Source organism: Flavobacterium collinsii (genome assembly GCF_946903285.1).
Classification (GTDB): domain Bacteria; phylum Bacteroidota; class Bacteroidia; order Flavobacteriales; family Flavobacteriaceae; genus Flavobacterium; species Flavobacterium collinsii.
Map to the genome: position 1 here is coordinate 184,448 of NZ_OX336425.1, position 26,714 is coordinate 211,161.

Below are 26,714 nucleotides of genomic sequence, written 5' to 3' on the forward strand. Positions count from 1 at the left end.
AAAAAATTAGACCAAATCTTATTCTATAATAAATCTTATTCTATAATAAGTTTCTCGTTTGATTCCGCTCCATCCTGTCTTACTTTGAGGATATAGACTCCTTTTTGTAAGCTCTCCATATTTACTTCTCTATTTGTAGTTGAAACAAAAAAAACCATTCTCCCCGACATATCAAATATTTTTACATCCTTCATAGCAGTCGATTTAGTTTCTATATATACCTTTCCTTGTTGTACAGGATTGGGATAGACTACAAAACCTTCGATCTTATTACTGATCACTCCCAAACTTTTTTCGGTTGTAATGGTATACGTTTTTGCTGTACCATCCTGAGATGTAACTTCTATCGTAATAACGGTACTGGTTCCAGAGACCAAATCTATTTTTTGTGAAGGATTTCCACTGGTCACCGCTACCCCATTTACTTTTATCGTTGCATGACTATCAGTAGTGACCGGCGTTACAGTTATACTGCTGGCTCCGTTAGGCACTTTGGCCGTATAAGCCATAGTTCCGAAGGAGAAAACCGGATCTAAAGTTCCTGTACTCAGACTCACATTACTCAATGTAGCAACATTGCTCAGCGCGGTGACTGTTGCCGGATTACCCGCAGCTGTTACGGTTAAAAAGGATGGATATCCCGGCCATCCATTAAACTCCTTTACCATCGCCTGATAGGTCTTTCCCGGAGTCAAACCGGTTATCTGTACCGTATTTTGATTATTAAACTTAACAATAGTATACCAGCCTGTTGTACGGATCTGATCGCCTAAACCAAAAACCTTATTCTCTGCAAAATAAATATTATCCGGTACCGGAACAGAACCCGCCTCTACACCTTCACGCATAAATACCGTTCTTCCGCTTCCATTCCCATTGGTCCAGCTCAATGTAGTACCGGTCGCGGTTGTATTGGTAAAAGCAAGCCCTGTAGTCTGAATCGTTGGAGCCGGCATAAGTCTGCGAACTTTTATGATATAGGTTTTTACCGTACCATCCTGAGCTGTAACTTCTATTGTAATACGGCTAGAATTAGCCTCTGGATTATCTACTTCGAAATTACCAATCACTTGCGAAGGATTTCCACTGACCACTGCTACCCTATTTACTTTTACCATTGCATGGGTTTCGGTTGTAACTGGTGTTACCGTTATACTACTAGCTTCATTAGGTACATTGGCTACATAATCTGTCGTTTCCGAAGAAAAAACTGGAGTAAGCACTCCCGCACTCAGACTCAAATTACTCAAAGTAGCCACATTGCTCAGCGTAGTAACTGTTGCAGGATTACCTGCGCTTGTAGTAGTCAAATAAGAAGGATAATGTGGTAAACCGTTAAACTCCAACACGATTGCCTGATACGTCTTTCCCGGGCTCAAACCGGTTATTACTACCTTATTATTTTGATTAGTTTTAAAAATAGTATACCAGCCTGTTGTACCTATCTGATCGCCAACACCAAAGACTGTATCATCTTTAAGATAAATATTATCCGGCACGGGAACGGAACCTACACCTTCACGCATAAATACAATTCTCCCCTCTCCATTCCCATTGGTCCAGTTCAATGTCGTTCCGGTTGATGTGGTATTGGTAAAAGTAAGATTGGAAGCTTCTATAGTAGGCACTGTCTGAGCATCCACCATTTGAAAAATTGATAAAAAAGCGATCACATAAACCAAAAAAGGCTTTTTCGAAAACAAGAAAGTAAAAGTACTATTCATATCAAATTATTTTTTTTAAGTTTTTAAATTACAACTCCAAACTTCGTCAAGGTTATTTTTGAAACTTTTGATAGTACTGCAACCTTATTCATCAAAGTATAAATCATTCTATCCCGAAGCAAAGTAACGTGTAAAAAAACAAGACACATGCGCAATTCAATAAATGGCGCAATAGGTGTAATAACTGGAGTATTCATGTAATAACTGGATGATTTACTCAAATAAATGAGAAATAAAAAAAATAGAGTACCAGCTATTTTGGACTGTTTATTTGTAAAAAAGGAACCAACGGAGATGTGAGGCAAGTTGACTTTACTCCACAAGACAATTATCGTCAATAATGAATTTACATTATCTGCTTTTTTTTGTGAGGTTATTTCCAGAAGTCCCTTTCGTCGAAAAATAAATAGGATGGTATGTACCTTTTATTAAAGACTTCATCTTTTTTAAACCGGAGGAGGTTTTAAAAGCTAATATGACGTAATCAAGGATCAATACAAAATATTGAAGGCTGATAAGAGTTATTCCATCTATTAACGATTTCAGATCTTCATTTAAGAGATCATTTTATTACCGCTGATTTTACAATTAGTGTTCTCTTTCTGTATAAATATTTGAAATGTTTAAAAAAGGCTGAAAGCCCAAAAGCATAAAAATAGTGCAACGCACTATAAAGTAAGATAATGAATCATATTGCCCAGAAGAGGCATAAGCAGTTATAAATAAAGCATAAGATCTTGATTAAAAGTTGTCACCTTTCGGAAATATCATAAAATTAAGACATGTGCTTTTTGGGTTATGCTTTCGCCCTTACAGGGCTTAAAGAAGTGCACACCATTATTCATAGCACTTCGTACCATGTTACTGCTAAGGCTCTTTCAGAGCAACAGATTCCAAATACTTATCTATTATGGGGTAAGCTGTAAATTATTATTTTTACAATTAAGAAATTTTAGGAAAATGCAGATCTTTAAAAGATTGCAAAAGGCTGCCACTTTCATTCCTAAAATAATCTACGGTAAAGAGAATACTATTTTTATCACTCCACAACTCCCCAACCCGATCCTTAATCAATGCTTTTGCAGGCTTCTTCATAAAGCAAAAAAAAAGTCTTTTCAAAAAATGAAAAGACTTTTGTCGGGGTGGCAGGATTCGAACCTGCGGCCTCCTGCTCCCAAAGCAGGCGCGATAACCGGGCTACGCTACACCCCGTAAGCGGGTGCAAAGATAGAACTATTTTTTACTTATCCAAAACAATTTCAAAAATTAAAAGCATTTTTTATTTTCCAAACAAAACCAAGGCTTCAAAAGACGAATGCTTTTTACTAAATTAATACGAAAAAAGCCAAAAAGCCCTCATCGTATCAAAATGTTATTATATTTACAATATCATAATATTAAACTCATTTCCAAATGGAAGGTTTTCTTTTAGCCCTGTTATTTTGCTTTTTGTTCTATATCCTTAATACCATAAAAGGTCGTTTTGATCATCTTGAAGATGATATTCAAAAACTCAGTAAAAAAATTGATTTATTAAAAACAGCAGAAAAAACAACCGAAAATATTTCGGTTGCTCCAATTCCTGTTGTTAAAAAAGAAGATTTCAGAACAATACCGGAACAATCGAATCAAAATATTCCTGAACCTGTTAAGCCCGAAGTTGTCGAGGAAAAAATTTCTATTGTAACACCAACAGAAGAAATTAAGAATTCGGAACCTGAAAAGCCCCTTTCTCCGACAGCATTACAACCTGCTCCAGTACCTGAGAAAATAACTCCGCAACAGATTGCTCCTGCAGTACCTGAAAAATCATTTTGGGAGAATTTCAAAGAAAAAAATCCGGATCTGGAAAAATTTATCGGAGAGAACTTAATCAATAAAATTGGAATCTTGATTCTGGTTTTAGGAATAAGCTATTTTGTAAAATATGCGATCGACAAAGACTGGATTAATGAACCCGCACGTGTTGGAATCGGTGTTTTATGCGGAGCATTAGTTATGGGAATTGCGCATAAATTGCGTAAAAACTATGCTGCATTCAGCTCTGTTATTGTTGCAGGTGCCATTGCCATCTTTTATTTCACCATCGGAATTGCTTTTCACGATTATCACCTGTTCAATCAAACGGTTGCTTTTAGCATCATGGTAATCATTACCGCTTTTAGCGCCTTAATTTCGTTATCGTACGACAGAATCGAATTAGCAGTACTTTCTCTTATTGGAGGATTTGCAGTTCCTTTTATGGTGAGTACCGGTGCAGGAAACTACGTTGTTCTTTTTACCTATATTGCGATTTTAAACATCGGAATTTTAGCTATTGCCTCTTATAAAAAATGGAATCTGGTTAATATTCTCTCTTATATCTTTACGGTTCTCTTATTCGCAGCTTGGTTATCGAAGGATTTAAATTCTGACAAGCCGCATTACGCCGGAGGCTTCCTGTTTGGATTCCTCTTCTACTTTATCTTCATTTTAATGAACATCATTAACAATATCAGATCAAAAGGAGAGTTTTCAAAAACCCAGCTTACTATTCTGGCGAGCAACACGTTTTTGTTCTATGCAGCCGGAATGACCATTTTAACCAATTATCATGCTGAATTAAAAGGTTTGTTCACCACGGCTTTAGCGCTCTTAAATTTAATCTATGCCTGGTTCTTATACAAGAAATTTGAACTCGACAAGAAAGCTGCTTATCTGCTTATCGGACTAACCCTGACTTTTGTAACATTAGCCATTCCTATTCAGTTTGAAGGAAATTATATCACACTATTTTGGGCTACCGAAGCCGTTTTATTATTGTGGCTGGCACAAAAATCAAAAATAACGAGCTATCGATTTGGCGCTGTAATTGTTCACATCTTAATGATTTTTAGTCTGATCATGGATTGGAATCATTACTACAATAGCGATCTTCCTTTAAGTATTGTCATAAACCCAATTTTTATAACCGGTGTTTTTGCTGTAGCTTCTTTGTCTGCAATTTGGTATTTGTTAAAAAATGAAACCGAAGATTCAACCCTCTTCAGTATCACTTTCAATCCGAAAACGTACAAGAAATTCCTCGCTGCCGCGGCTGTTGGAATAGGTTATTTTACCGGTTTATTTGAAGTCATTTATCAATCTAATCATTATATCGAAAACCTTTACAGTTCGATTGCACTCCCAATTTTATATCACTTACTGTTCTCTGCATTATATACCTCATTTCTAATCGGGAGAAAAACGGCAACAGGATATCAGGGCGCCTTGTTAATAGCCCTGTCAAATATAGTTTTATTCACATTCTGGTTTTCCAATTATCCGTTTTTAGAACACCGAGATATTATTACTTCGGGTGTTGGAACATCCATTGCTTTTTATCTTCATTATATTTCGCTGCTTATCACCATTTACTTTGGTTATCAATTGTTTCAGATTTACAAAAAAGTAAATTTCACTTTTCTTCAGAGCCCATATCTCATCTGGGGCGCCGCTTTTTTTATCTTGTATATTACCAGCTTAGAAGTGATGTTGCATGGCCTTATTATAATGAACTCTCCCGTAACTCCTCATGACTTACAAACAAGTATCTATACAGAATACAAATCTAATTTGCCTTATCTGCGTGAATTAATGGCTGGAGACTCTATTCATGTGGCCAGTATTAAAATAATCAAAACCGGCTTTCCTATTCTTTGGGGAATCCTTGCCTTTCTATTTTTAATCATCGGAATCAAAAAACAACAAAAATCTTTACGAATTATCGCTTTATCTTTGCTTGGATTAACCATTTTAAAATTATTCCTATACGATATTAGCAACATTTCCGAAACCGGAAAAATTATATCCTTTATCCTCCTGGGAATATTAATTTTAATTATCTCCTTTGTATATCAAAAAATCAAAGTCTTAGTTATTGACGAAAACAAGCCAAAAGACAACAATGAAACTAAATAAATTTATCTTACTCCTATTTTTTGCAAACCTTTCTTTTGGGCAATATCAAACTACCGGAAAAATAAAACCCATTTCAGAGAAAGGTTTTCATGAAATTGTTTTGTCTCCCGAAATAAGATCTTATTCCAAACAAGATCTTAGTGACATAAGATTATTTGACTCAAAAGGAAATGAGGTTCCGTATTTTATCCAGACTCCTAAAAACAATACGATAAACACTTTTGAAGAGTACACAATTACCTCAAAAACAGCTACTCCAAAAAAGCACACCTCAGTAATTATTGCAATTCCGTCTGATAAAAACCACAATCAGATCTCACTTTTTATTGCAAATTCTGATGTCGAAAAAAGATATACGGTTTCCGGAAGTGACGATCAAAAAGAATGGTTCGGAATCTCCAATGCTCAAATTTTAGATGAGCTAAGCAGTGCGTCAGAAACCAGCGTTATTAAAACTATTACATATCCATTAAACACCTACCGTTACTTAAAAATTGATTTTGACGATCAAAAAACGCTCCCCGTTAACATCTTAAAAGCCGGTAATTTCACCAACCAGACTCACCAAAGATCTTTACAGGAAATCACTTCCGGCAAATCAACTGTAACAGAAAATCATTCGAAGAAAGAAACACAAATTCGCGTCCTTTTTGATGCCCCGCAAATCATCAACCAAATTTCATTTGAAATTACAAAACCTACTTATTACAGCCGTAAAGCTGTTTTATACAAAAAAGGAAAAAGACAGTTAAAAAGAAAATCAACAGAAACAGAAGAAGAAATCGCGACATTCGAATTAAATTCAAATGTAAAAAACACTTTTGCGATCTCAGAAATATTCGAAAAAGAGCTTTTTATAAAAATAGAAAACAACGACAATCCCCCACTATCAATTTTAAAAGTAAAATTTAGTCAAAACCCGGTTTCGATGGTTGCCGAACTTAACTTAAACGAAAATTATATTCTTAAAACCGGAAACAAATCCATGACTGCTCCGGACTATGATTTGTCTGCTTTTAAAAACAATATTGCCTCAAACTTACCACAAACCTTTGTTTACGCTATTCAGCAAAAAGCGACAGTAAAAAATCAAACACAAAACAAATCTTTCTGGCAACAATCCTGGTTTATGTGGCTGTGCATTTTGTTAGGAGGTGCAACCATTTTATTTTTCACAACAAGCCTTGTAAAAGATTTGAAAAAGAAAAATGGGCAGTAAACTTTTCTCGATTTTTAATTCTATTTTTCTGACTAAAGTAGAATTCTGTTCTTTTTCAACTAAAAGAAAGCAAAAAATAGAGCGAAATTTCGTTCCTGATTTTTCATTATCCTCAAAATAAATTCCAGAAAACACGCACCATACAACGATTAGCCGAAGTTTCTTAAATGTTAACAAAATAGATTTTCAGAAACCATAAATAATTGTATTTTTACGGTTCAAAATTCAGAAAATAAATGGGCAAAATCATTGCGATTGCTAATCAAAAAGGAGGCGTTGGAAAGACTACTACATCTGTAAATCTTGCAGCCTCATTAGGTGTTTTAGAAAAGAAAGTATTATTGATCGATGCCGATCCACAAGCCAATGCTACATCTGGCCTTGGGATTGATGTAGAGTCAGTTGAAGCCGGAACTTATCAAATCCTGGAACACAGTATAACACCAAAAGAAGCCGTTTTAAAATGTACAGCTCCAAATGTTGATGTGATACCTGCACACATTGACCTTGTTGCCATCGAAATCGAATTGGTTGATAAAGAAAACAGAGAGTACATGCTTAAAAAAGCATTGGAAAGTGTAAGAGACGAATATGATTATATCATTATTGACTGCGCACCTTCTCTTGGTTTATTAACCCTGAATGCTTTAACAGCGGCTGACTCAGTAGTTATCCCAATTCAATGTGAATATTTTGCACTTGAGGGATTAGGGAAATTATTGAACACAATAAAAAGTATTCAAAAAATACACAACCCGGATCTTGACATCGAAGGATTGTTACTAACCATGTACGATTCGAGATTACGTTTGTCTAACCAGGTTGTAGAAGAGGTTCAAAAGCACTTTAACGATATGGTTTTTGACACCGTTATTCAGCGAAATGTGAAATTAAGCGAAGCACCAAGTTTTGGAGAAAGCATCATTAATTATGACGCAACCAGCAAAGGAGCAGTTAATTACATCAATTTAGCTCAGGAGATTATAAAGAAAAACAGCAAATAGTTTTTATGACAAAAGCAATTAAAAAACAAGCCTTAGGAAGAGGATTATCAGCGTTATTAAAAGATCCGGAAAACGACATTACATCAGTAGAGGACAAAAATGCTGACAAGGTTGTTGGAAATATCATTGAGCTTGAAATAAGTGCTATCGAAATAAATCCGTTTCAGCCCAGAAGCAATTTTAACGAAGAGTCGTTACGTGAATTAGCCACCTCTATTAGAGAACTTGGTGTAATTCAACCTATTACTGTTCGCAAATTAGATTTCAACAAATACCAGCTAATTTCTGGAGAGCGTCGTTTGCGTGCTTCGACTTTAGTAGGACTAACACATGTTCCTGCTTATATTCGTATTGCCAATGACAACGAATCATTGGTTATGGCTTTGGTTGAAAACATTCAGCGTCATGACTTAGATCCAATTGAAATCGCACTTTCATACCAGCGTTTGATTGACGAAATTCAACTGACACAGGAGCAAATGAGCGAGCGTGTTGGAAAAAAGCGTTCTACTATTGCCAATTATTTACGTCTTTTAAAACTGGATCCGATCATTCAAACCGGTATCCGTGATGGTTTTATCAGCATGGGACACGGTAGAGCCATCATTAATATTGAAGACTTGGATGTTCAAACGGATATCTACCAAAAAATAGTAAGTCAGAACTTGTCCGTTCGTGAAACCGAAACTTTAGTAAAAAATTATCACGAAAGCTTAAAGCCAAGACCAGAAGGAAAACCTAAAGCTGACTCTTCTTTTGTAGTTAGAGAAACACAGAAAAACACCTTCAACGATTATTTTGGTTCGAAAGTTGATATAAAAGTTGCCGGTAACGGTAAAGGAAAAATCTCCATTCCTTTTGATTCGGAAGCCGACTTTAACAGAATAATAAAATTAATAAACGGATAGTGAATAAAATTGTCCCCATAAGTCTATTGTTCTTTCTCATAGGAACCGTTTCTCTTTTTGCCCAGGTAAAAAAAGACACGGTTTTGGTCGTTAAAGACACTAGCAAATTACAGGAAATCGATCCGCTTACGCCTGCAAAAGCAGCATTCTACTCGGCGATTTTACCTGGTTTAGGTCAGGCTTACAATAAAAAATACTGGAAGATCCCTTTAGTTTACGGAGCGATCGGTACGAGTTTATACTTCTATCTTGACAATAACAAAAAATACAACAATTATCGCGACGCCTACAAACGAAGACTAGAAGGTTATAATGATGATAATTATAAATTTCTGGACGACAGCAGACTTATTGCCGGTCAGAAATTTTATCAGCGAAACAGAGATTTATCATTACTCTTCGTAGTTGGTTTTTATGCCCTGAACATTATTGATGCCAATGTCGACGCTGCATTGATTCAGTTTAACGTAAACGAAAGATTATCATTACGTCCGGAAATTTATCCCGACATGATAACTTTCAAACCAAATGTTGGACTAACTTTTAATTACCACTTTTAGATAACTTTGGTTATTTGAATTTAAAAAAATACACGAAATGAAAATTGCGCTTTTAGGATACGGAAAAATGGGTAAAGTAATCGAGCGAATTGCTTTAGAAAGAGGTCATGAAATTGTTTTAAAGAAAGACGAATTCAGTACTTATGACGGACTTTCAACAGCCGATGTTGCTATCGATTTCAGCGTCCCAACTGCTGCCGTTGACAATATTTCAAATTGCTTTCATGCTAATGTTCCCGTAGTTTCAGGAACAACAGGCTGGCTAGAACATTATGATGAGATGATAACACTTTGTAACGAAAAGAAAGGTGGTTTTATCTCAAGTTCTAACTTTAGCTTAGGAGTTAATATTTTCTTCGAACTGAATGAATATCTGGCCAAAATTATGGCTCAGTTTGATTCGTATAAAGTTACTATGGAAGAAATTCATCATACTCATAAGCTGGATGCACCAAGCGGCACAGCAATCTCTTTAGCCAAAGGCGTGATCGAAAACAGTAATTATACCAATTGGACTTTAGACGAGGCTAAAGACAACGAAATCTACATTGAAGCCAAAAGAATTGGAGAAGTTCCGGGAACTCATACCGTAGCTTACGATTCAGCTGTAGACAGTATCGAATTGAAACATACCGCACACAATCGTGAAGGTTTTGCCCTTGGAGCCGTGATTGCTGCAGAATGGCTTGCCGGAAAAACGGGTATCTATTCTATGAAAGACGTATTAAATTTAAAATAAACAGTTATAAAGGTTGAGGTAATTTTCAAATTAGACCCCTGCCCTGAAACTTTAAACAAAATATTATGACACTATATTATTGGTTTGTATTTTTCTTAGCCGTTCAGATTATTCACTTTTTGGGAACCTGGAAACTGTATCAGGCTGCCGGAAGAAAAAGTTGGGAAGCTGCAATTCCGGTTTACAATTCAATCGTTTTAATGAAAATAATCAGTCGCCCGACCTGGTGGACTTTATTACTTTTCATTCCAATTATCAACCTGATTATGTTCCCTGTTGTTTGGGTAGAAACATTAAAGACGTTTGGTAAAAAAACAACTCTGGATACTCTTTTAGGAATCTTCACTCTAGGTTTTTATATCTATTATGTAAACTACACTCAAAAATTAGTACACAACGCCGACAGAAAATTGACCTCAGAAAATAAAGCAAGTGACACACTAAGCTCTTTACTTTTTGCAGTTATTGTGGCAACACTTGTACATACTTATTTAGTGCAGCCTTATACAATTCCTACTTCGTCTTTAGAAAAATCATTATTAATTGGTGACTTTTTATTTGTCAGCAAAGTAAATTACGGCCCAAGAGTACCTATGACTACCGTTGCATTACCGATGGTTCATGACTCTATACCTTTTGTAAAACAAAAATCTTATTTGAAATGGCCACAATTGCCTTATTTCAGATTACCTGCCTTAGAAAAAATAAAACGATCTGATATAGTGGTTTTTAACTGGCCTGTCGATACGGTTCATTATTTCTACGAACCAAAAGGAAGACCAGGAGTTATCAAACCTATTGATAAAAAATCAAATTACGTAAAAAGATGCGTAGGTATCCCGGGAGACAGTTTATCTATTAAAGACGGATTTGTTTTCATTAACGGAAAAAAATTAGTTTTACCGGAAAGAGCAAAACCACAATACTCTTATTCAGTAGCCATAGATCCAAAAATACCTATCGATTTTGAATCTCTGGTAAGAGAACTTGATATTACAGACGGAGCAGGATTTAAAAGCGAAAAAAGAGATACTCTTTATTTCAGAGCTTTAACCGAAGCCAGTGCAGAGCGCCTTAAAAACACTCCGGGAATTACGGCTGTAAAAAGAGAAATTGACAGAGGAAATGACAATGCTATTTTCCCTCATATTAACAAATGGAATCAGGATAATTTTGGTCCTATCTATATTCCGGAAGCAGGGAAAACAGTTGCTTTAACCAATGAGTCACTGCCTTTTTACAAAGACATCATTACCACTTATGAAGGGAATACTTTGCAATTGGACGGTTCTAAGTTTTTAATCAACGGTAAACCTGCCACTACTTATACCTTCAAACAAAATTACTATTGGATGATGGGAGACAACCGTCACAACTCTGAAGATAGCCGTTACTGGGGTTACGTTCCTGAAAACCATATCGTAGGAAAACCGGTTTTCATCTGGATGAGCTGGGATACTAACGGTAAAGGAATCAACAAAATTCGTTGGAACAGAGTTTTCACAACTGTTGATGGTGAAGGACAACCTCAATCATACTTTAAGTATTTCTTATTTATTCTTGCGGCTTACTTTGTTGGAGAATATTTCTGGAGAAAAAGAAAAGAAAACAAAGCATAAAATAAAAAAAGTTATTTTTGTCTCAGGTTTCAAGTTTCAGGTGCATTCAAAACCTGAAACTTGAAACCTGAAACTTTTAAAGCAATTAAAGATGAACTCTCTCTTACTTCCTACTTATTTTCCATCGATAAGCCACTTTGCAGTTATGGCTCAATCTGAAAATATTACTTTTGAAATGGAAGATAATTTTCAGAAACAAACCAACAGAAACCGTACGTACATCTATAGTCCAAACGGGATTCAGTTACTAAACATACCGGTTAAACATTCAAAATCTGCGCATCAGAAAACGAAAGATGTTTTAATCGAGAATGAATTTGACTGGCAAAAACAACATTTCAAATCACTGGAAGCAGCTTACAGAAGCTCTCCTTTTTTTGAGTTTTTTGAAGATGATATTCGTCCTGTTTTTGAAAAGCAGCACACTTTTTTAATGGATCTAAATCTGGAAGTACTAGACATCACTACTAAATGTCTACGAATGAAATTAGAGTTTAGCAAAACGACAGAGTATTTTCATGAAATAGAGAACATCTCCGACTTCAGAGTTTTGGCTAACGGAAAAAAAGATGTTAATACATTTGAAAAATACACTCAGGTTTTTGACGACAAGCATGGTTTTATCAATAATCTAAGTGTTTTGGATTTACTTTTCAATGAAGGTAAATTTGCTATGGATTATTTAAAAACACAGAAACTACTGGTTTAAGATTTAGGTTTAACCGCAAAGAACGCAAAGATATTCACAAAGTTCGCAAAGCTTTATTTATGATAGCTTTGCGAACTTTGCGTTTGTATAAAATCTTATCATTAAAAATCCTTGCGTTCTTTGCGGTTAAACCAACAAGAGATTCTGATCAGGCATTTTCTTTTTAATTTAGTTCCGCTTTATCGTCAGACGCTTTTAGCTCCAGCCATCTTGACAATGTTTCCATAATTCGTTTTCGATCATTCTCCGGAAAATCTTTCACCCTCGTAGTATGACTACCAGTCGGAAGAACCATTTTTAAAGCATCCAATTTCGGATCAGGTGTTGGTGCGCACGAATACCAGGTATCATAACCGCCGTAGATATACAAAATTCTGCTTCCTTTATTTTCTACGTATTTACGCACTTCTTTGATGTATTTCGGATTGTATTTTATTGCCACTCCTTTGGGTGCGAACCGATCATTAGAAGTACTCTTTACCACCTGTAACAAATCAGCTACCGGAGAAAAATCAAAACCATAATACCCCAGTTCTTTTAAATGCTGATAATAAGACGGCAGATAATGAAAGTACATCTTGTCATTGTAGGTTCTAACACCTGAAACCTCATCCAGATAATCAAACAGTTCTTTTGGAGTAGCGGTCACTGCCGGAATAGCCTCACATTTTCCTCCCCATTGCCAAAAAGAAAAAGGAAATTCTAAAACCGCATATTCCAATGCTTCGGCCAGAGGAACTTCTGTAAAGGTCATTTTCTTCGCTTCAGCATATTGTTTAAATTCTTTCAAAACTGCTTCCCTATTTTCTAAAACAGCTCTTTGAAAAGCCGTAATTTTAGCTCTGCATTCTGCTGTTCCCACTGTTTTTGTATGTTCTACCGTTCTGGGATCCTCCGTAGTATTAATTAATGGTGCTACATAAGGCATAGCCACATCAACATCATTTGGGTATTTTGACTTATAAATCAGAGCTGTTTCCCCTCCTTTACTTATTCCGGTTGAAATCCATTTTCCTGTGTAGATTTGCTTGAGTTTCGTTACAAGATCATGATAATCGGCAATAGCCTGATCGTTTGTCAAGTATTCCCACGGAAGTGGTTCCGGTCTTGACTTGCCGTAAAAGCGATATTCAACCGCAATTTGATTCGCATTTAACAGCTTACTTACCTCACTTTTAATATTGTTTGTATTATATCCATGAGTTTCAATCACCACAGGGCTATTAAAATTAAGATGCGAGAGATAAACGTAATGTTTGAATGTTCCTTTTTGAGGATTTTTATGATCTAATGGCTCGTCTAAAATTAATTGGCACGATTCTGAGTAACCTTCTAAATTTTCTATAACCGTAATTTCGGCTTTTGGAAACAAGGCTGTGAGTTTCTGATGTAAATCGGATGTACCTTGTGCTGAAGCAAATTGTAAACTCAGCACAACACACAAGAGCAATAACAAACGTTGTATATTTTTCATTTTTTAAGGTTTAGTAGATTTTCTAAAAATACATGCATTGCAACCCAAAATACAATAGTATATTACCCTTAAATTATTATATTTTACCTACTTTGAGTTAAAATAGCACTATCCGGAAATATTGACTTATTTTTAATCCGAAAAAACAAAAAACAACTAACCTTAAAACAAAAGATATGACTATTGGAGTTGGCGGATCTAACGCAATTGCAGAATTAGAAAAAATACAGGATATGACACTGAATGTGAAAGCCATTCAGCCGGAAGAATATCAAACGCGAATTGAGAAAGCAGTATCACTTATCAAAACAACAGGCTTTAAAGCTTTATTTCTGAATGCCGGAACCAATTTGTATTATTTTACCGGAACGAAATGGAACCCATCTGAAAGAATGGTAGGAGCATTATTGTTTGAAGATGGTAGCCTGGAATATATCGTTCCGAAATTTGAGGAAGGCACTTTTAGAAAATTCATGCAAATCAATGGTCACCTGAATTGCTGGGAAGAACATGAATCACCGGCTGTTCTATTTGGAAAAATACTACACGCTAAAGGCTTCAATAGCGGTAAGATTGCATTGGATGATTCTGCCGGTTATTTTTTAATTGATGCTATCGTGAAAGCCAATCCTAATTATGAATTTGAAAATTCCCAACCTATTACTACAGGCTGTCGTATTCAGAAATCAGCAAACGAAATTGCCATTATTCAGCAGGCCAAAGAAATTACCATGGTGGTACAACGCGCTGCCGCCCGCATCTTATATCCGGGTATAAAAGCCGAAACGGTGGTCGATTTTATCAATAAAGCGCATATCAAAGCCGGAATTCCTTCGGGATCTTATTTCTGTATTGTATTGTTTGCTGATGATTCCCAATATCCGCATGGCGTAACCACTCCGCAGGACTTAAAAGACAATGATGTTGTACTTATTGACACCGGCTGTCGTCTGGAAGGTTATTTATCCGACATCACCCGAACTTATGTGTACGGAACTCCAACCGAAGCCCACATAAAGATTTGGAATTTAGAAAAGGCCGCTCAAAAAGCAGCTTTTGATGCCGCACAGTTAGGAGCAACCTGTAGCTCTGTTGATGATGCCGCACGTAAAGTAATCGCTGCAGGAGGCTTAAGTGCCGATTATGAACTTCCAGGACTTCCTCATCGTGTAGGTCACGGAACAGGATTAGACATTCATGAACACCCATACCTTGTAAGAGGCAACACTACTGTTTTACAGGAAGGAATGGTGGTAAGCAACGAACCTATGCTTTGTATCCCTGGGCAATTTGGAATTCGTCATGAAGATCACTTTTATATGACTGCTGACGGCCCAAAATGGTTTACCACTCCTATGCACAGTATTGACAATCCGTTTGGGATTGGTATTGATTAAGTTTTATTTTAAAGACATAAAAAAGGGGAAACGTTATCGTTTCCCCTCTTTCTTTTTACAACCAAATTATTTATTTAACCAATAATTTTTTAGTATCTGTGAAGCTTCCATCTGTAGCTACCACAATATAAACTCCTTTTCTAAGGCGATTTACTTCATAAGAAGCTGCATTTCTTACTACATCCACTACGTTTCCTGCACTGTCGTAGATCGTAATTTTGATATCCGACAAGTTTAGATTAGAGAAGTTAAAATTAACAACATCCGTAGCCGGGTTTGGATACAATGTAAATGATCTTGTAGCGTCAGTCTGAACTGCTCCGGCACTTCCGTTTTGCAAATCAATTGAAAGCGGGGCACTCCAATCACTGGTATCAGTGGCATTTTTAGCTCTAACTCTAAACTGATAAACCGTTTGTGTGCCTTGTTTCGGAATCCACAAATAATAAGTAGTAGAAGTTCCGAAAGTTGTCCATCCTGTACTAGCATTATTCAGCTGCACTTCATAGCTTGTAGCATTAGCAACGGTGTTCCACGAAGCATAAAATCCTGATGTATATACTCCTGAATTACCAATATTAGTTGGTGTAGGCAATGTCACCGGATTTGGTGCTGTACCCGCAACGACTGTATAATCTTCTACTTCCCCATCGCCGATGTTACCACAAGCTGACGGATTCGAATAATACTTCATTACAATACGCATTCTGGTCGTTCCCGTAAACGTAATCGGAGTAAAACTTCCCGTTGCAGTTCCAGTGGAAGAAATTCCATCAATTACTTTTTCGGAAGCGTCGAAAACATTGTTTTTGTTATAATCGATCCATACTCCCCAGTATTCTAAGTAAGATCCTCCTGAGAAACCTGCTGCCAGACTCACATTTGTGACTGTTCCCGGAGTTACTGTTACCGTTTTAGAAGTAAAATTGGCATAACCACCTGCATCTTTACCAGATGTGTTTGTAAAACTTCCGATCGTTACTGAATTAATATATTCGTAATTACTATTAGCCTGAGCAGTACAATATACCGAACCTGCAGTAAGAGTTGCCGTTACTTCATTTGAATAAGCTGAATAAACCGTATTTGCTTTTGCACGTACTCTGTACTTATAAGTATTTCCGGCTGTTAAACCTGTGTTGGTGTATGTAAGCGCTGTACTTGGTAGTGTTGTTATTTCAGCAAAAACATTATCTGTTCCTGCTCTTTCTACTACGATATTCGTTGCATTTGTCGCATTATTTACCCACGTCAACTGTACTTGTAAGCTGGTGTTGTTAACAGTAGCCGCAAGACTTGTAGGAGCCAAAACAGTTGTAGTTGTCTGAGTTCCCGCCTGAATTGATTCGTTTGGTTTGGTATTGTAAGCAAAGTCTAGAACAGAATAACCAACGCCTCCTGCTTCTACTTTTACATGCAGCCAGCCGTAGCATGTACGTCCTCTGCTTTTGTATTCAAAACCAATATAACCTGTTTGATTGTCCCAGGCTGTATACGTTGCCGTTCTTAAATCTAACTGATCCGGATATGCTGCTCCCGGAGTTACAAAATTACTTGATGCTCCAATTGTAGTCCCCTGAGCAATCAAACTGATGTTTCGGGTACCTGTTGGTCCTACCAATCTTTTACCATATGTTTCTACTTTTAAAGCTGCAGCTGCAAATTGCCACGCTCCGTATTCTGTATTGTCTCCGATTCCTAAGTCAAAATATTGCCATGGTTGTGCTGCCGAAGCAACATAATCGGAATTGTTTACATAAAACACACCATAAGGCGCATCAAATTTCAGATTGATTGTTTTTGATGCATTATCAAGTGTCGAAATCCCTCCTGTAATAGCAGCATCTTTGAATGTAATTGCTACCGCGGCATCATTTGCAGGAAGATGTGCTGTTGCTTTTCCGGTGAAGGAAACAACTACTTTATTATTTCCTGAAAGCGTAAGAACTGCTGTTAAACCTGAAGGAACTCCTGTAATGGTATAATCAGTTCCTGCCGTTAAAGTTCCCGTACTTTTAGTAAAAGTTCCGTTGTTAGTGGATAACGAAATGGTGCTGGTGGTCGTAACACCTCCGTCATTAGCTTCGGCTTCATACAGTAAACTTTCAGATAAAACTACTGCCGTTTTGTTGGTCATACCTGTATAAATAGGAGTATTAGGCTGCGTATTATAAGCATATTCCGAAACGGTGTAACCATCTCCGTTAGCCGCAACATCTACCTTGAACCATCCATAACAAGTTAGTCCGTCAATTTTATATTCGAAACCAACATATCCTGATTTTCCGTCCCAGGCTGTATAATTTGCGGTTCTTAAATCCAGCTGATCCGGGTATGCTCCCGGAGCTACCATATTACTAGCTGGTCCAACAGCTGCATTTTGTCCTAATAACGTAATATTTCTGGTTCCACTTTCGCAGACTAATTTTTTACCATAGGTTTCAATTTTCAGAGCATTGGCCGCATAACGCCAGGCTCCAAATGAAGTATCATCTCCTTTTGCAATATCAAAAGGTTTCCAGATTAAAGCGGAAGAAATATTAATGTTAGGCATGTCTACAAAAAAGATTCCGTATGGATCGGTAAATCTCAAATTGTAAAACAAAGAAGTACAAGACAAACCTGTGATTCCTCCGGTAAATGCTGCAGGTAAAAAGCTGATCCCTGCAGTTGAATTTTGTGCTGCTGCATGATTTGTTGCTTTTCCCGAAAGCGTTACCGTCACTTGTCCGTTTGAGTTTACAGTAACAACCGGTGTGATCCCTGCTGGAAAAGTGTGAGTAAAATGAGTTCCTGCAGTCATTGTTCCTGAACTTAACGCAAAGGTTTTCCCTCCGCTTAAGGTAACCACTGATGCCGTATCAAAAGCTCCGTCATTAACAACTGTTTCCTTAAAACTAGTTCCGGTTGCCACTAAACTGCTCTCGGTAGAATTCACTCCCGTATCAATTAAGTTTTGTGGCTGCCAGAGTGTGATCCTGGCAGGGTGCTGTAAAGCTGCCAGCATTCTGTCGATCTGCCCCTGGGTATACATTTTATAACAGCCTTGTGCACCATTGTACCCCATATAGTTTTCGATGTTTACTTTATCTCCTGTACAATTGGTTCCCGGTGTACAAGCCAGAGTGTGCTTAGCGTCTTCTGCAGGAGTGTCGGCAACTTCATCTGTACCGGAGCAGCCTCCTTCAAAAGTGTGAATCAGGTTTAAGAAATGTCCAAACTCATGTGTCAGCGTTGCTGAAAATTCTTTGCTGTAGGAGTTGTCATAAAGGTAAGCTCCATTAAAGACTACACGTGCTGTATTGCTGGCAGTCATTTCTGAACTTGGATACCAGGCAACTCCCGAGTTGTTAAAAACTCCTTCGTTATACAAATCGTTCTGAATATAAACGTTCATGTATTTTTTATTGTCCCAGGCATCGGCGGCAATCTGGTCGTCATAACCTCCGCCATTTCCGTAACCGTTTTTAGCGGCATGAAAAACAACTCCGTTGGTACATCCTCCGTTCGGGTCTTTTTTTGCCAGTTTAAATTCGATGTTTAGAGTTCCTCTTCTGGCCTGAAAAAAGGGTTCAACGGTTTGATAATCTGCATTTCTTCCGTTAAAATCGTCATTTAATTGTGCCAGATGATTGACGATTTTTTCATAGGTAATGGTTTTTCCGCTTTGTACATCTCCATAAATATGAAAAACAACGGGAATAGTGTAGGTAGTTACTGCTGCACTTTTTGAAGTCTTGCTTTTACGCTGAAGTGCGAAATTGTTGGTAAAGGTTTCAAAGTCTTTTTTTTCCTGAAGTGATTTGGGGCTACTCCGATACATTTTGGCGTTTTCTTCAGTAGTCCGGCAAGGAAGTCCCTGCGCGCTCATTTTTCCTATCGAAAAAACAAGCATTAATACTAGTAGTTTTGTTTTCATTTTTTTTGGGTTAATTTGTTGGCATCAAAATTAACAGCATAGGTTCTATTTTACTGATACTATGTTATTTAAAAACAATATATAATTAACAACTTTTTAACTTTAAAAAAACACACTATTTAAAAATATTCTATAATTAATGAGCTTTCACAAACAAATAAGCATTTTCACTAAACAAAAACCAAACACACAACAAAGATCAGGTCAAGAATAAAGTCGCTAATTTTATTAAGCAGTAATTTGCTCACGAAGCGGTTTACATCTTACAGTTTACATTTCACAGTTTACATTTCACAGTTTACATTTCACACTAACCTTATACATCCCTATTTATTAAACCAAAAAAAAACCGGAACCCAATTAAGGGCCCCGGCTAAAAACAAGAAAACTAATTCAAATTAAAATTTATCCCAGAAAATTTTTGTAGTCATTAAATCTCCACCTATAGCAGAGGCAGCTGCTTCATAATTTTCTTTATTTAAAGTTTTATCAAAGATCGAATAGATAGTACGAACCGGTACTTTTCCCTTAGCAGCATCGACTGCAGTTGAAGGTGCTACTAAAACAGGAAAATCTAATCTTCTGTATTCTGTCCATGCTTCAAATCCTCTGTTGTAATAAGCGATCCAAAGCTGGTAGGCTACTTTTTCTTTAGCTGTTCCGGCAGCAGTTGCAAAATCAACATCTGCTCTGTTCAAATAGGTTTGGGCATCTGCATTAGAGACTCCCCAAAATTTCATGCTGGCCTGAATTCCTTTTTTATAATATTCTTCTACGGTACCTCCTACACTAAAACCTCTGTTAGCAGCATCAGCTAAAAGGAAACATGTTTCAGTGTAATCAAAAAGTACTCCTGGGTTTGTTTTTTCTTTTAATCTTAATCCCATATTAGAATAGTCCCCATATGTTACCTGTTTTGCATAAGGTGCTCCTTTATAGCTACCTGACTTTTTAGAGGCTGGATTAAAGAAGGTATCACGTCTTGGGTCATTTTTAGCATTCAATTCATCCACAAAAAAGGCTGTAGGTATGGTCTGACTTTCATTTACTAAGGTGTCATACAAAGGATTCATGTCTACAAGTGAAGAGAAATACTTAAACAATGCCGTTTCAGCTTCGCTTGTCATTACTCCTGAGTTATAAGCACTTTCTACTATAGCTTTTGCTTTTGCAGGCTCAACGTCAGCAAGGTGTAATCCTAGTTTTAGTTTTACACTGTTGGCTAATGTTTTCCATTTACCCACGTCTCCTTTATACACTAAGTCAGCTGAACCAAAACTCTCTTTACTGGCATCCATGCTGGCAATTGCAGCATCCAGTCTCGTAGCAAGATCAAAATAAATGGTTTTGGCATCGTCGTACTTAGGATAAGGATATACATCAATATTCAATGCTTCACTGTAAGCCACATTCCCAAACAAATCAACAAGGGTTTGATAAGCCATTACAATCTGAATATCAAGTATTGCAATTTTGTTTTTCTTAATTGCAGTTTCAACAGCTCCTAATGCTTCTTTACTTGCAACTTGTTTTTGCGCATTTACTAAATCCTGCAATACATCGCGGTATAACAAAATGGCATGAGAGTTTCCTAAGTTTCTTCTTTCCATATTGTAATTCACCTCATCTGTATACGTTGTGGTGCTCCAATATTGAGCATATCCTCTAAAATTATTGCTGTTTACCGAAGCATTGGTCAGGAAGAACGCATAGTTTACCTGTGCACTGGTCATAAGCGCGCCCGGTAAAACAGTAGTATACGCTTTTTTATCCTGATTTAAATCTTCTAAGTTATCACATGAAGCAACCGAAAGTAAAATGGCTCCTGCAAAAAATATCGTTTTTACTATTTTCATTTTTTTGTTGTTTTTTAGAATTGAACTTTCATATTAAAGCTGTACTCTTTTGATGTTGGTAAAACTCCTGTTTGGAATCCCTGAAGATTTCCTGAAGAAAGTCCCGCTTCCGGATCAGCATAAGGCAAATTTTTATGGATGATCCACAGGTTACTTCCATTGACTGCAAAAATCATATTGCTGATAAAAGTTTTCGCCAGAAATTTTGAAGGTACTCTATAGCTCAATCCTAACTCACGTAGTTTCACATAAGAAGCATCGTAAACATATTGCTGCTCTGGCATTGAGTTATAGAAAGAATATCCATCTGCGCCTTCTACACTAACCACCTTATCATTTGGAGTTCCATCTGCCTTAACACCTGCTAACAAAATCCCTCCGCCATTGGCAAGGGGCTCTCTTTGTGGATTCCCTAAATGGTTGTTAGAAACTGTACTTTCGTAGATTCCCGTAGTATGTCCGAAACGTTGATCTAACGAATAAACGTCTCCTCCTTTTTTCACATCAATCAAAAAGTTTAACGAAAAGTTCTTGTATGTGATTACGTTATTCAAACCTCCAATCCAGTCCGGATTTACATCACCAATTGTTGCACCGGCTGTTTGCTGGTATCTTCCATTTGAACGAATTACTTTTTCTCCGTTCAGATAGGTAAATCCTGAACCGATCATTTGTCCAAGCGGTTTCCCTACCTCAGCAACATATCCTACTCCCTGGAAAGATCCTAACGAAATTCTGTCAGCTCCTCCTAATGAGATTACTTCATTTTTGTTCGTAGACCAGTTTACTTTTGCTTCCCAAGAGAAATTTTGTGTTTTAACCGGGATTACAGATAAGGTTACCTCAAACCCTTTGTTCTGAACATCACCTGCATTTATCCAGGCTCTTGTATATCCGGTTTGTGTAGGAGTTTCAATAGAAAGAATCTGATTGGTTGTATTGGTTTTGTAGTAAGTAAAATCAAACCCTACTCTGTTTTTAAACAGTTTAAATTCAAGACCTGCCTCAAAACCTTTCGTCTGCTCACTTTTTAAGTTACCGTTGCTTTTGTTATTTTCTGTAGAAAAACGAATTCCTTCAGGTCCAAAATTATCATTCTTCGGATAAGTCGCAATAATCGTCCCAAATTGTGCATCGTTACCTGTATCCGCATAATTCAAGCGTAATTTTCCAAAAGAAAGCCAGTCGGTCTTAATGTGATTACTAAAAATATAAGTTCCTGTAATCGATGGATAAGTATAAGTACTATTTGCAGTCGGCAATGTCGAAGACTTATCTACACGGTATGTCCCTTCAATGAAATAAGTTTCACGGAAATTAAATCCAGCACTTGCATAAACACTATTTGTACCAATAGTTACCTGAGTCTCACTTGGGCTGTTTATTTTATCAACTGAATTATTCAAAGCATAAATACCAGGTACTACCAATCCTCCATTTGTTGCAGCAAAGATTGAATTACTAATAGAACGTCTTGAATTACCACCAAGCATTCCGTTAAACTTAATATCCTCGGTAATATTAGTTTTGAAGTTCATGATCAAATCAAAGTTGACCTCTCTGAATGTTTTATCAAACCTGGTATACTGACCGCGTGCATTAGGCGTTCTTTTCGATCCCACAGCAATGCGCTCTTCCTGCAACTGGTGATAAGAATCTACAGATCCTTTACCAATTACATCAAACCAATTGGTGATTTCTGTACTTAAAGCGAAATTTCCGAAGAAACGATCACGATTTAAAGTATTGTAGTTGTTGTACCTTTGGAAATAAGGATTGTCGTGAAACTGAATCGCTAAATCCGTTGGTCCCGCCACACTCCAGGTAGTGTTTTGTCCTGTAAGATCGTAAGCATCTTTCAAATCCTGAAAATCTACACTTGTAGAAAACCATTGTCTCACGCTGCTCAGGTAGTTGTTTCCACCATCACCATAACCCGTCTCATTCATTCCTTTGGCATTTGCTTTTAAATAGTTGGCAGAAACCGAAAGTTTAGTTTTTGGCAGGATGTTATAACTTGCCGAGAAGTTAAAATTATCTTTACGATTATTACTGTTTGGCAAAATCCCCTGATTCATGTTATAGTTGGTATAACCAAATCTAAAATCACCTTTTTCACCAGATCCTGTAAAAGCGATATTATTGATATAGGTTAAACTCTTCTGATAGAAATCATTTGGATTTTTCTTAACTGCTGTCCACGGTGTTGCTTTTCCATAACCCGGTAATTCAGGATAAAAAGAACTCCAGTTGTACACCAATAAATTAGGATCAAATCTAGGTCCCCATGAAGCATCATCGGTTGCAGCATAAGGATGAACTCCACTTCCTAAATCAACTGTACCATAAAAATCACCATATCCTCCACCGTATTGATTTTGATATTCCGGTAAAGTTTTTTTATCGACTACCCCAACGGTCACTCCGGAATTGAAACTTACACCCAGACCACCTTTAGATTTACTTCCTTTTTTCAACGTTACCAAAATCACTCCACTTGCAGCCCTTGAGCCATACAATGCAGAAGCCGCAGATCCTTTCAAAACGTTCATGGTTTCGATATCATCAGGATTGATGTCTGAAGCAGCATTTCCGTAATCGTATCCACCAGTGTTACCCCCGCTTTTTTGATCAGCACTATTGGTATTATCATTGTTCAAAGGAATACCGTCTACCACCCATAAAGCCTGGTTGTTTCCGGTTAATGAAGTTGTACCACGAATCACTACGTTTGTCGAACCTCCAATGTTGTTATTGCGTCTGATTTGTACACCCGCAATTTTACCCGAAATAGAGTTCGCTACGTTACCTGTGTTTACTTTTGTCAGATCCTCTCCTTTGATTTCCTGAGTGGCATATCCTAAAGATTTCTTTTCTCTTTTTAGCCCCAAAGCGGTAACGACAACCTCCCCAAGCTGCTCTGATGCAGGAGATAAAGAAACATTGGCAGTATTCCCCGTAACGGTTACCTCTACAGCCTTCATCCCAATATAATTAAAGACTAAAACAGCATTATGACTTGTCTTAATAGAATATTTACCGTCAAAATCTGTTTGAGCTCCCGTTTTTGTTCCTTTGATCAATACACTCGCACCCGGCAAAGGCATTCCTGCATTATCTGAAACAATTCCCGATACAACCCGCTCCTGTGCGAGCGCAAATTGTGCTAGCAGTACAAAAAAAAGTACTACCGTTTTTCTTTGAAAAAACTTGAATTTCATAAAATGGTTTTATAATTAGTATTGGCAAATGTTTTGCTTTTTTGATAATTTTTATGATAATATATTATCGCAAAAACCTATTATATTACCCTTTTATTACATATTTAATATTTTACATGTATTATCTTACCCTTTTAAATTTCAATCAAATAGGTGTTTATTTTCTTACTTTTTATGATTTTTTAATTAATTTTAAACCACAAAAAAAGGGAGAAATCTCTTTTACAGAAATTCTCCCTTTTTTTGTGCTTCTAAAACTACTCTATTTTGTTCCCGAAGGACATTTTTCTTCTATAAATTTTAGAAAAGTATCTACTAAATGTTTTCGGGTTCCTTCGCCTTCATTTATACTATGCGAACGATTTGGATAAATCATGAGATTAAAAACTTTGTCGTATTTTATGAGTTCATCAATCAAAACTTCCGCATTTTTGTAATGTACATTATCATCACCAGTCCCATGAATGTATAGCAGGCTCCCATTTAAGTTCTTAGCGTGTGTTACGGGAGAAGCCAGAGTGTAAGCTGCTCCATTTTCACCCGGCAAACCCATATAACGTTCGGTGTAAATATTATCGTAAAAATGCTGATCCGTAACCGCCGCAACCGCTACGCCTGTTTTGTATATTTCAGGATACTGAAACATTAAATTTAAAGTTACTGCTCCACCTCCGCTCCATCCGTGTACTGCAACTCTATTGGTATCAATAAAATCCCATTTCAGAACTTCCTTTGCTGCCATCGCCTGATCGCGGGTATTGATAATTCCAATATTTTTATAGATCGATTTTCTCCATTTTGTTCCTTTCAAAACCGGAGTTCCTCTGTTGTCCATTGCAATTCCGATGTATCCTTTCGGAATCAATAAACTTATCATCCCATTAAATAAAGGCATATCATTAGCTACCGAAGCCATTGGCTCTCCATACACGAAGAAAAACAACGGATATTTTTTTGCCGGATCAAAGTCAAGCGGTTTCGCCATGATTCCATCCATCTCAACACCATCAACCGTGGTTACTTTGAACTTCTCCAAAGAAAAATCACGTTCCGGTTTTGTAAAAGCATCTGCTTCTTTTGGTAGTATTTTTTTATGGTCTGATAATGATACCAGACGCGCGTTGAAGTCACGGTTGATATTAGAATTGGTATGTTTTGCATACGATCCGTCAGTAGAAAACTCATACTCATTAGTCCCTTCAAATACTTCCGGAGTTATTCTTTTTGTTTTGCGTGAATTCAAATTTGTTTCATACAAATAACGCTGCGTTGCATCTTTAGGACTTGCGATATAATAAATTGATTTTGTTTTATCATTATAGGCTTTAAAATAAGCATCAAAATTTCCGGTGGTAATTAGTTCTTTCTTTTTTCCGTCACGGCTAATTTTATAAACATGCATCCAGCCATCGGCATCTGAACTCCATAAAAAAGATTTACCGTTGTCTACAAACTGACAAGGGAAACCATCGTACACGCCTGAAGAAACATCAAAAACATCAATCCATTCCGCCGATTTTTCCTGATAGATTAAACTAGCTTTTCCTGATTGCGTATTACAATTGTAAAAAGAAACCTGATTTTGATTTCTATTCAGCTGTATTACCATTACCTCATCTTTAACAACCCATTCCATTCGAACCAAATAATTATTATCAGGTTCTCCCGGAATATCAAGCCAGTTTGTTTTTACAGAAGCGATATCAATGACCCCAATTTTTACAGAAGAAGGTTTTTCTCCTGCCTTAGGATATTCTACCGGAACTACAAATGGATACAAGGCATCCGTATTGTTAATCATTAAATGAAACTTTGTTTCTGAAGCATCTACGCGCCAAAAAGCAATGCTTTTGCCATCGGGACTCCAGCGAAATCCATCACGCGCTGCAAGTTCTTCTTCATAAACCCAATCAAAAGTTCCATTAATTACCTTGTCCGTTCCGTCGGTGGTTAAAGACGTTATTTTGGCTGAAGCCAGATTTTCAAGATAAATGTTATGCTTTGAAACATACGCTACATTTTCGTTATCACTGGAAAACTTAGCAAACATTAAAGAAGACTCTTCTAAACTGGCGCCTAGTTTTCTTCCTTTTCCGGTGGTTAAGTCAAAAAACCAGTAATCACCTTTGGTATTAGCTCTCCATACTTTTTTTGAATTGGTATACACCAGCACTTTGGTTTTGTTCTGATTCCAGACCAATTCTTCGACCTCTCCTTTAAATCCTGCATTTGTTAATTGCTGTTGGGTTAAAACAGTGGTATTCTTATTTAACTGATCGACATCATAAACCAAAATGTTCCCTCCTGAATTTACCCAAAAGGAATGCGAATTAGGCAGCCATTTTAATTCATTAATATCAATGTCTTTTTGAGCCAGCATGCCCGAACAGACAAAAAGAAGCAATAAGAAGTATTTTTTAATCATG

Annotated in this window: 15 protein-coding genes and 1 tRNA gene; 9 read left to right on the forward strand and 7 right to left on the reverse strand. The window is 36.9% G+C overall.

Going from position 1 to position 26,714, the window contains the following annotated elements:
• Window positions 1-35 precede the first annotated feature (35 nt).
• Both OGZ34_RS00880 and OGZ34_RS00885 read right to left on the reverse strand, forming a co-directional pair.
• On the reverse strand, window positions 36-1,724 hold the full coding sequence (locus tag OGZ34_RS00880) for a T9SS type A sorting domain-containing protein (protein WP_263361878.1): 1,689 nt from the start codon (window positions 1,722-1,724) through the stop codon (window positions 36-38).
• Window positions 1,725-2,861: 1,137 nt separating this feature from the next.
• Window positions 2,862-2,936, reverse strand: a tRNA-Pro gene (locus tag OGZ34_RS00885).
• A gap of 201 nt (window positions 2,937-3,137) precedes the next feature.
• On the opposite strand from OGZ34_RS00885, the gene OGZ34_RS00890 reads away from it, so the two are divergent.
• From OGZ34_RS00890 to OGZ34_RS00925, 8 genes are all read left to right on the forward strand, one after another.
• Window positions 3,138-5,663 carry a DUF2339 domain-containing protein gene (locus OGZ34_RS00890; RefSeq protein WP_263361879.1) on the forward strand — a complete coding sequence of 842 codons (2,526 nt, stop codon included), beginning with the start codon at window positions 3,138-3,140 and terminating at the stop codon, window positions 5,661-5,663.
• Window positions 5,650-6,882 (forward strand): hypothetical protein, encoded by a 1,233-nt coding sequence (locus OGZ34_RS00895; RefSeq protein WP_263361880.1) that lies wholly within the window; start codon window positions 5,650-5,652, stop codon window positions 6,880-6,882. Before OGZ34_RS00890 ends, OGZ34_RS00895 begins: the two co-directional genes overlap by 14 nt.
• A 236-nt stretch (window positions 6,883-7,118) precedes the next feature.
• A complete protein-coding gene (locus OGZ34_RS00900; RefSeq protein WP_173964366.1) occupies window positions 7,119-7,886 on the forward strand; it encodes a ParA family protein in 768 nt (255 codons plus the stop codon).
• 5 nt (window positions 7,887-7,891) lie between these two features.
• Complete coding sequence (locus OGZ34_RS00905) at window positions 7,892-8,794, forward strand: ParB/RepB/Spo0J family partition protein (RefSeq protein ID WP_263361881.1); 903 nt, start codon at window positions 7,892-7,894, stop codon at window positions 8,792-8,794.
• Window positions 8,794-9,354 (forward strand): DUF5683 domain-containing protein, encoded by a 561-nt coding sequence (locus OGZ34_RS00910; RefSeq protein WP_263361882.1) that lies wholly within the window; start codon window positions 8,794-8,796, stop codon window positions 9,352-9,354. Before OGZ34_RS00905 ends, OGZ34_RS00910 begins: the two co-directional genes overlap by 1 nt.
• A gap of 37 nt (window positions 9,355-9,391) precedes the next feature.
• Window positions 9,392-10,093 carry a 4-hydroxy-tetrahydrodipicolinate reductase gene (gene dapB, locus OGZ34_RS00915; RefSeq protein WP_263361883.1) on the forward strand — a complete coding sequence of 234 codons (702 nt, stop codon included), beginning with the start codon at window positions 9,392-9,394 and terminating at the stop codon, window positions 10,091-10,093.
• 65 nt (window positions 10,094-10,158) lie between these two features.
• Window positions 10,159-11,712, forward strand: coding sequence for a signal peptidase I (lepB, locus tag OGZ34_RS00920; protein ID WP_263361884.1), 1,554 nt, complete (start codon window positions 10,159-10,161; stop codon window positions 11,710-11,712).
• Between the two features lie 91 nt (window positions 11,713-11,803).
• A complete protein-coding gene (locus tag OGZ34_RS00925) occupies window positions 11,804-12,421 on the forward strand; it encodes a WbqC family protein (protein WP_263361885.1) in 618 nt (205 codons plus the stop codon).
• Between the two features lie 163 nt (window positions 12,422-12,584).
• Here the strand turns inward: OGZ34_RS00925 and OGZ34_RS00930 are convergent, their stop codons facing one another.
• Window positions 12,585-13,895 carry a S28 family serine protease gene (locus tag OGZ34_RS00930; protein WP_263361886.1) on the reverse strand — a complete coding sequence of 437 codons (1,311 nt, stop codon included), beginning with the start codon at window positions 13,893-13,895 and terminating at the stop codon, window positions 12,585-12,587.
• A gap of 176 nt (window positions 13,896-14,071) precedes the next feature.
• Between OGZ34_RS00930 and OGZ34_RS00935 the strand changes: the two genes are divergently transcribed.
• Window positions 14,072-15,292, forward strand: a complete 1,221-nt coding sequence (locus OGZ34_RS00935; protein ID WP_263361887.1) for a M24 family metallopeptidase — start codon at window positions 14,072-14,074, stop codon at window positions 15,290-15,292.
• A gap of 70 nt (window positions 15,293-15,362) precedes the next feature.
• Here OGZ34_RS00935 and OGZ34_RS00940 read toward each other — a convergent pair whose 3' ends face one another.
• The 4 genes from OGZ34_RS00940 to OGZ34_RS00955 form a co-directional block, all read right to left on the reverse strand.
• The gene (locus tag OGZ34_RS00940) at window positions 15,363-19,211 is read right to left on the reverse strand and encodes a M43 family zinc metalloprotease (RefSeq protein ID WP_263361888.1); all 3,849 of its coding nucleotides are present in this window, start codon (window positions 19,209-19,211) and stop codon (window positions 15,363-15,365) included.
• 398 nt (window positions 19,212-19,609) lie between these two features.
• Complete coding sequence (locus tag OGZ34_RS00945; RefSeq protein ID WP_263361889.1) at window positions 19,610-21,067, reverse strand: SusD/RagB family nutrient-binding outer membrane lipoprotein; 1,458 nt, start codon at window positions 21,065-21,067, stop codon at window positions 19,610-19,612.
• A 14-nt stretch (window positions 21,068-21,081) separates the two neighbouring features.
• Complete coding sequence (locus OGZ34_RS00950) at window positions 21,082-24,288, reverse strand: SusC/RagA family TonB-linked outer membrane protein (protein ID WP_173964376.1); 3,207 nt, start codon at window positions 24,286-24,288, stop codon at window positions 21,082-21,084.
• A gap of 262 nt (window positions 24,289-24,550) precedes the next feature.
• A complete protein-coding gene (locus tag OGZ34_RS00955; RefSeq protein ID WP_263361890.1) occupies window positions 24,551-26,713 on the reverse strand; it encodes a S9 family peptidase in 2,163 nt (720 codons plus the stop codon).
• Between the last annotated feature and the right edge of the window lies 1 nt (window position 26,714).

Excerpts from the sequence above, each read along its gene's own strand:
- OGZ34_RS00880 (WP_263361878.1), bottom strand. The coding sequence starts at position 1,724 with ATGAATAGTACTTTTACTTTCTTGTTTTCGAAAAAGCCTTTTTTGGTT.
- OGZ34_RS00890 (WP_263361879.1), top strand. The coding sequence starts at position 3,138 with ATGGAAGGTTTTCTTTTAGCCCTGTTATTTTGCTTTTTGTTCTATATC.
- OGZ34_RS00895 (WP_263361880.1), top strand. The coding sequence starts at position 5,650 with ATGAAACTAAATAAATTTATCTTACTCCTATTTTTTGCAAACCTTTCT.
- OGZ34_RS00900 (WP_173964366.1), top strand. The coding sequence starts at position 7,119 with ATGGGCAAAATCATTGCGATTGCTAATCAAAAAGGAGGCGTTGGAAAG.
- OGZ34_RS00905 (WP_263361881.1), top strand. The coding sequence starts at position 7,892 with ATGACAAAAGCAATTAAAAAACAAGCCTTAGGAAGAGGATTATCAGCG.
- dapB (WP_263361883.1), top strand. The coding sequence starts at position 9,392 with ATGAAAATTGCGCTTTTAGGATACGGAAAAATGGGTAAAGTAATCGAG.
- lepB (WP_263361884.1), top strand. The coding sequence starts at position 10,159 with ATGACACTATATTATTGGTTTGTATTTTTCTTAGCCGTTCAGATTATT.
- OGZ34_RS00925 (WP_263361885.1), top strand. The coding sequence starts at position 11,804 with ATGAACTCTCTCTTACTTCCTACTTATTTTCCATCGATAAGCCACTTT.
- OGZ34_RS00930 (WP_263361886.1), bottom strand. The coding sequence starts at position 13,895 with ATGAAAAATATACAACGTTTGTTATTGCTCTTGTGTGTTGTGCTGAGT.
- OGZ34_RS00935 (WP_263361887.1), top strand. The coding sequence starts at position 14,072 with ATGACTATTGGAGTTGGCGGATCTAACGCAATTGCAGAATTAGAAAAA.
- OGZ34_RS00940 (WP_263361888.1), bottom strand. The coding sequence starts at position 19,211 with ATGAAAACAAAACTACTAGTATTAATGCTTGTTTTTTCGATAGGAAAA.
- OGZ34_RS00945 (WP_263361889.1), bottom strand. The coding sequence starts at position 21,067 with ATGAAAATAGTAAAAACGATATTTTTTGCAGGAGCCATTTTACTTTCG.
- OGZ34_RS00950 (WP_173964376.1), bottom strand. The coding sequence starts at position 24,288 with ATGAAATTCAAGTTTTTTCAAAGAAAAACGGTAGTACTTTTTTTTGTA.
- OGZ34_RS00955 (WP_263361890.1), bottom strand. The coding sequence starts at position 26,713 with ATGATTAAAAAATACTTCTTATTGCTTCTTTTTGTCTGTTCGGGCATG.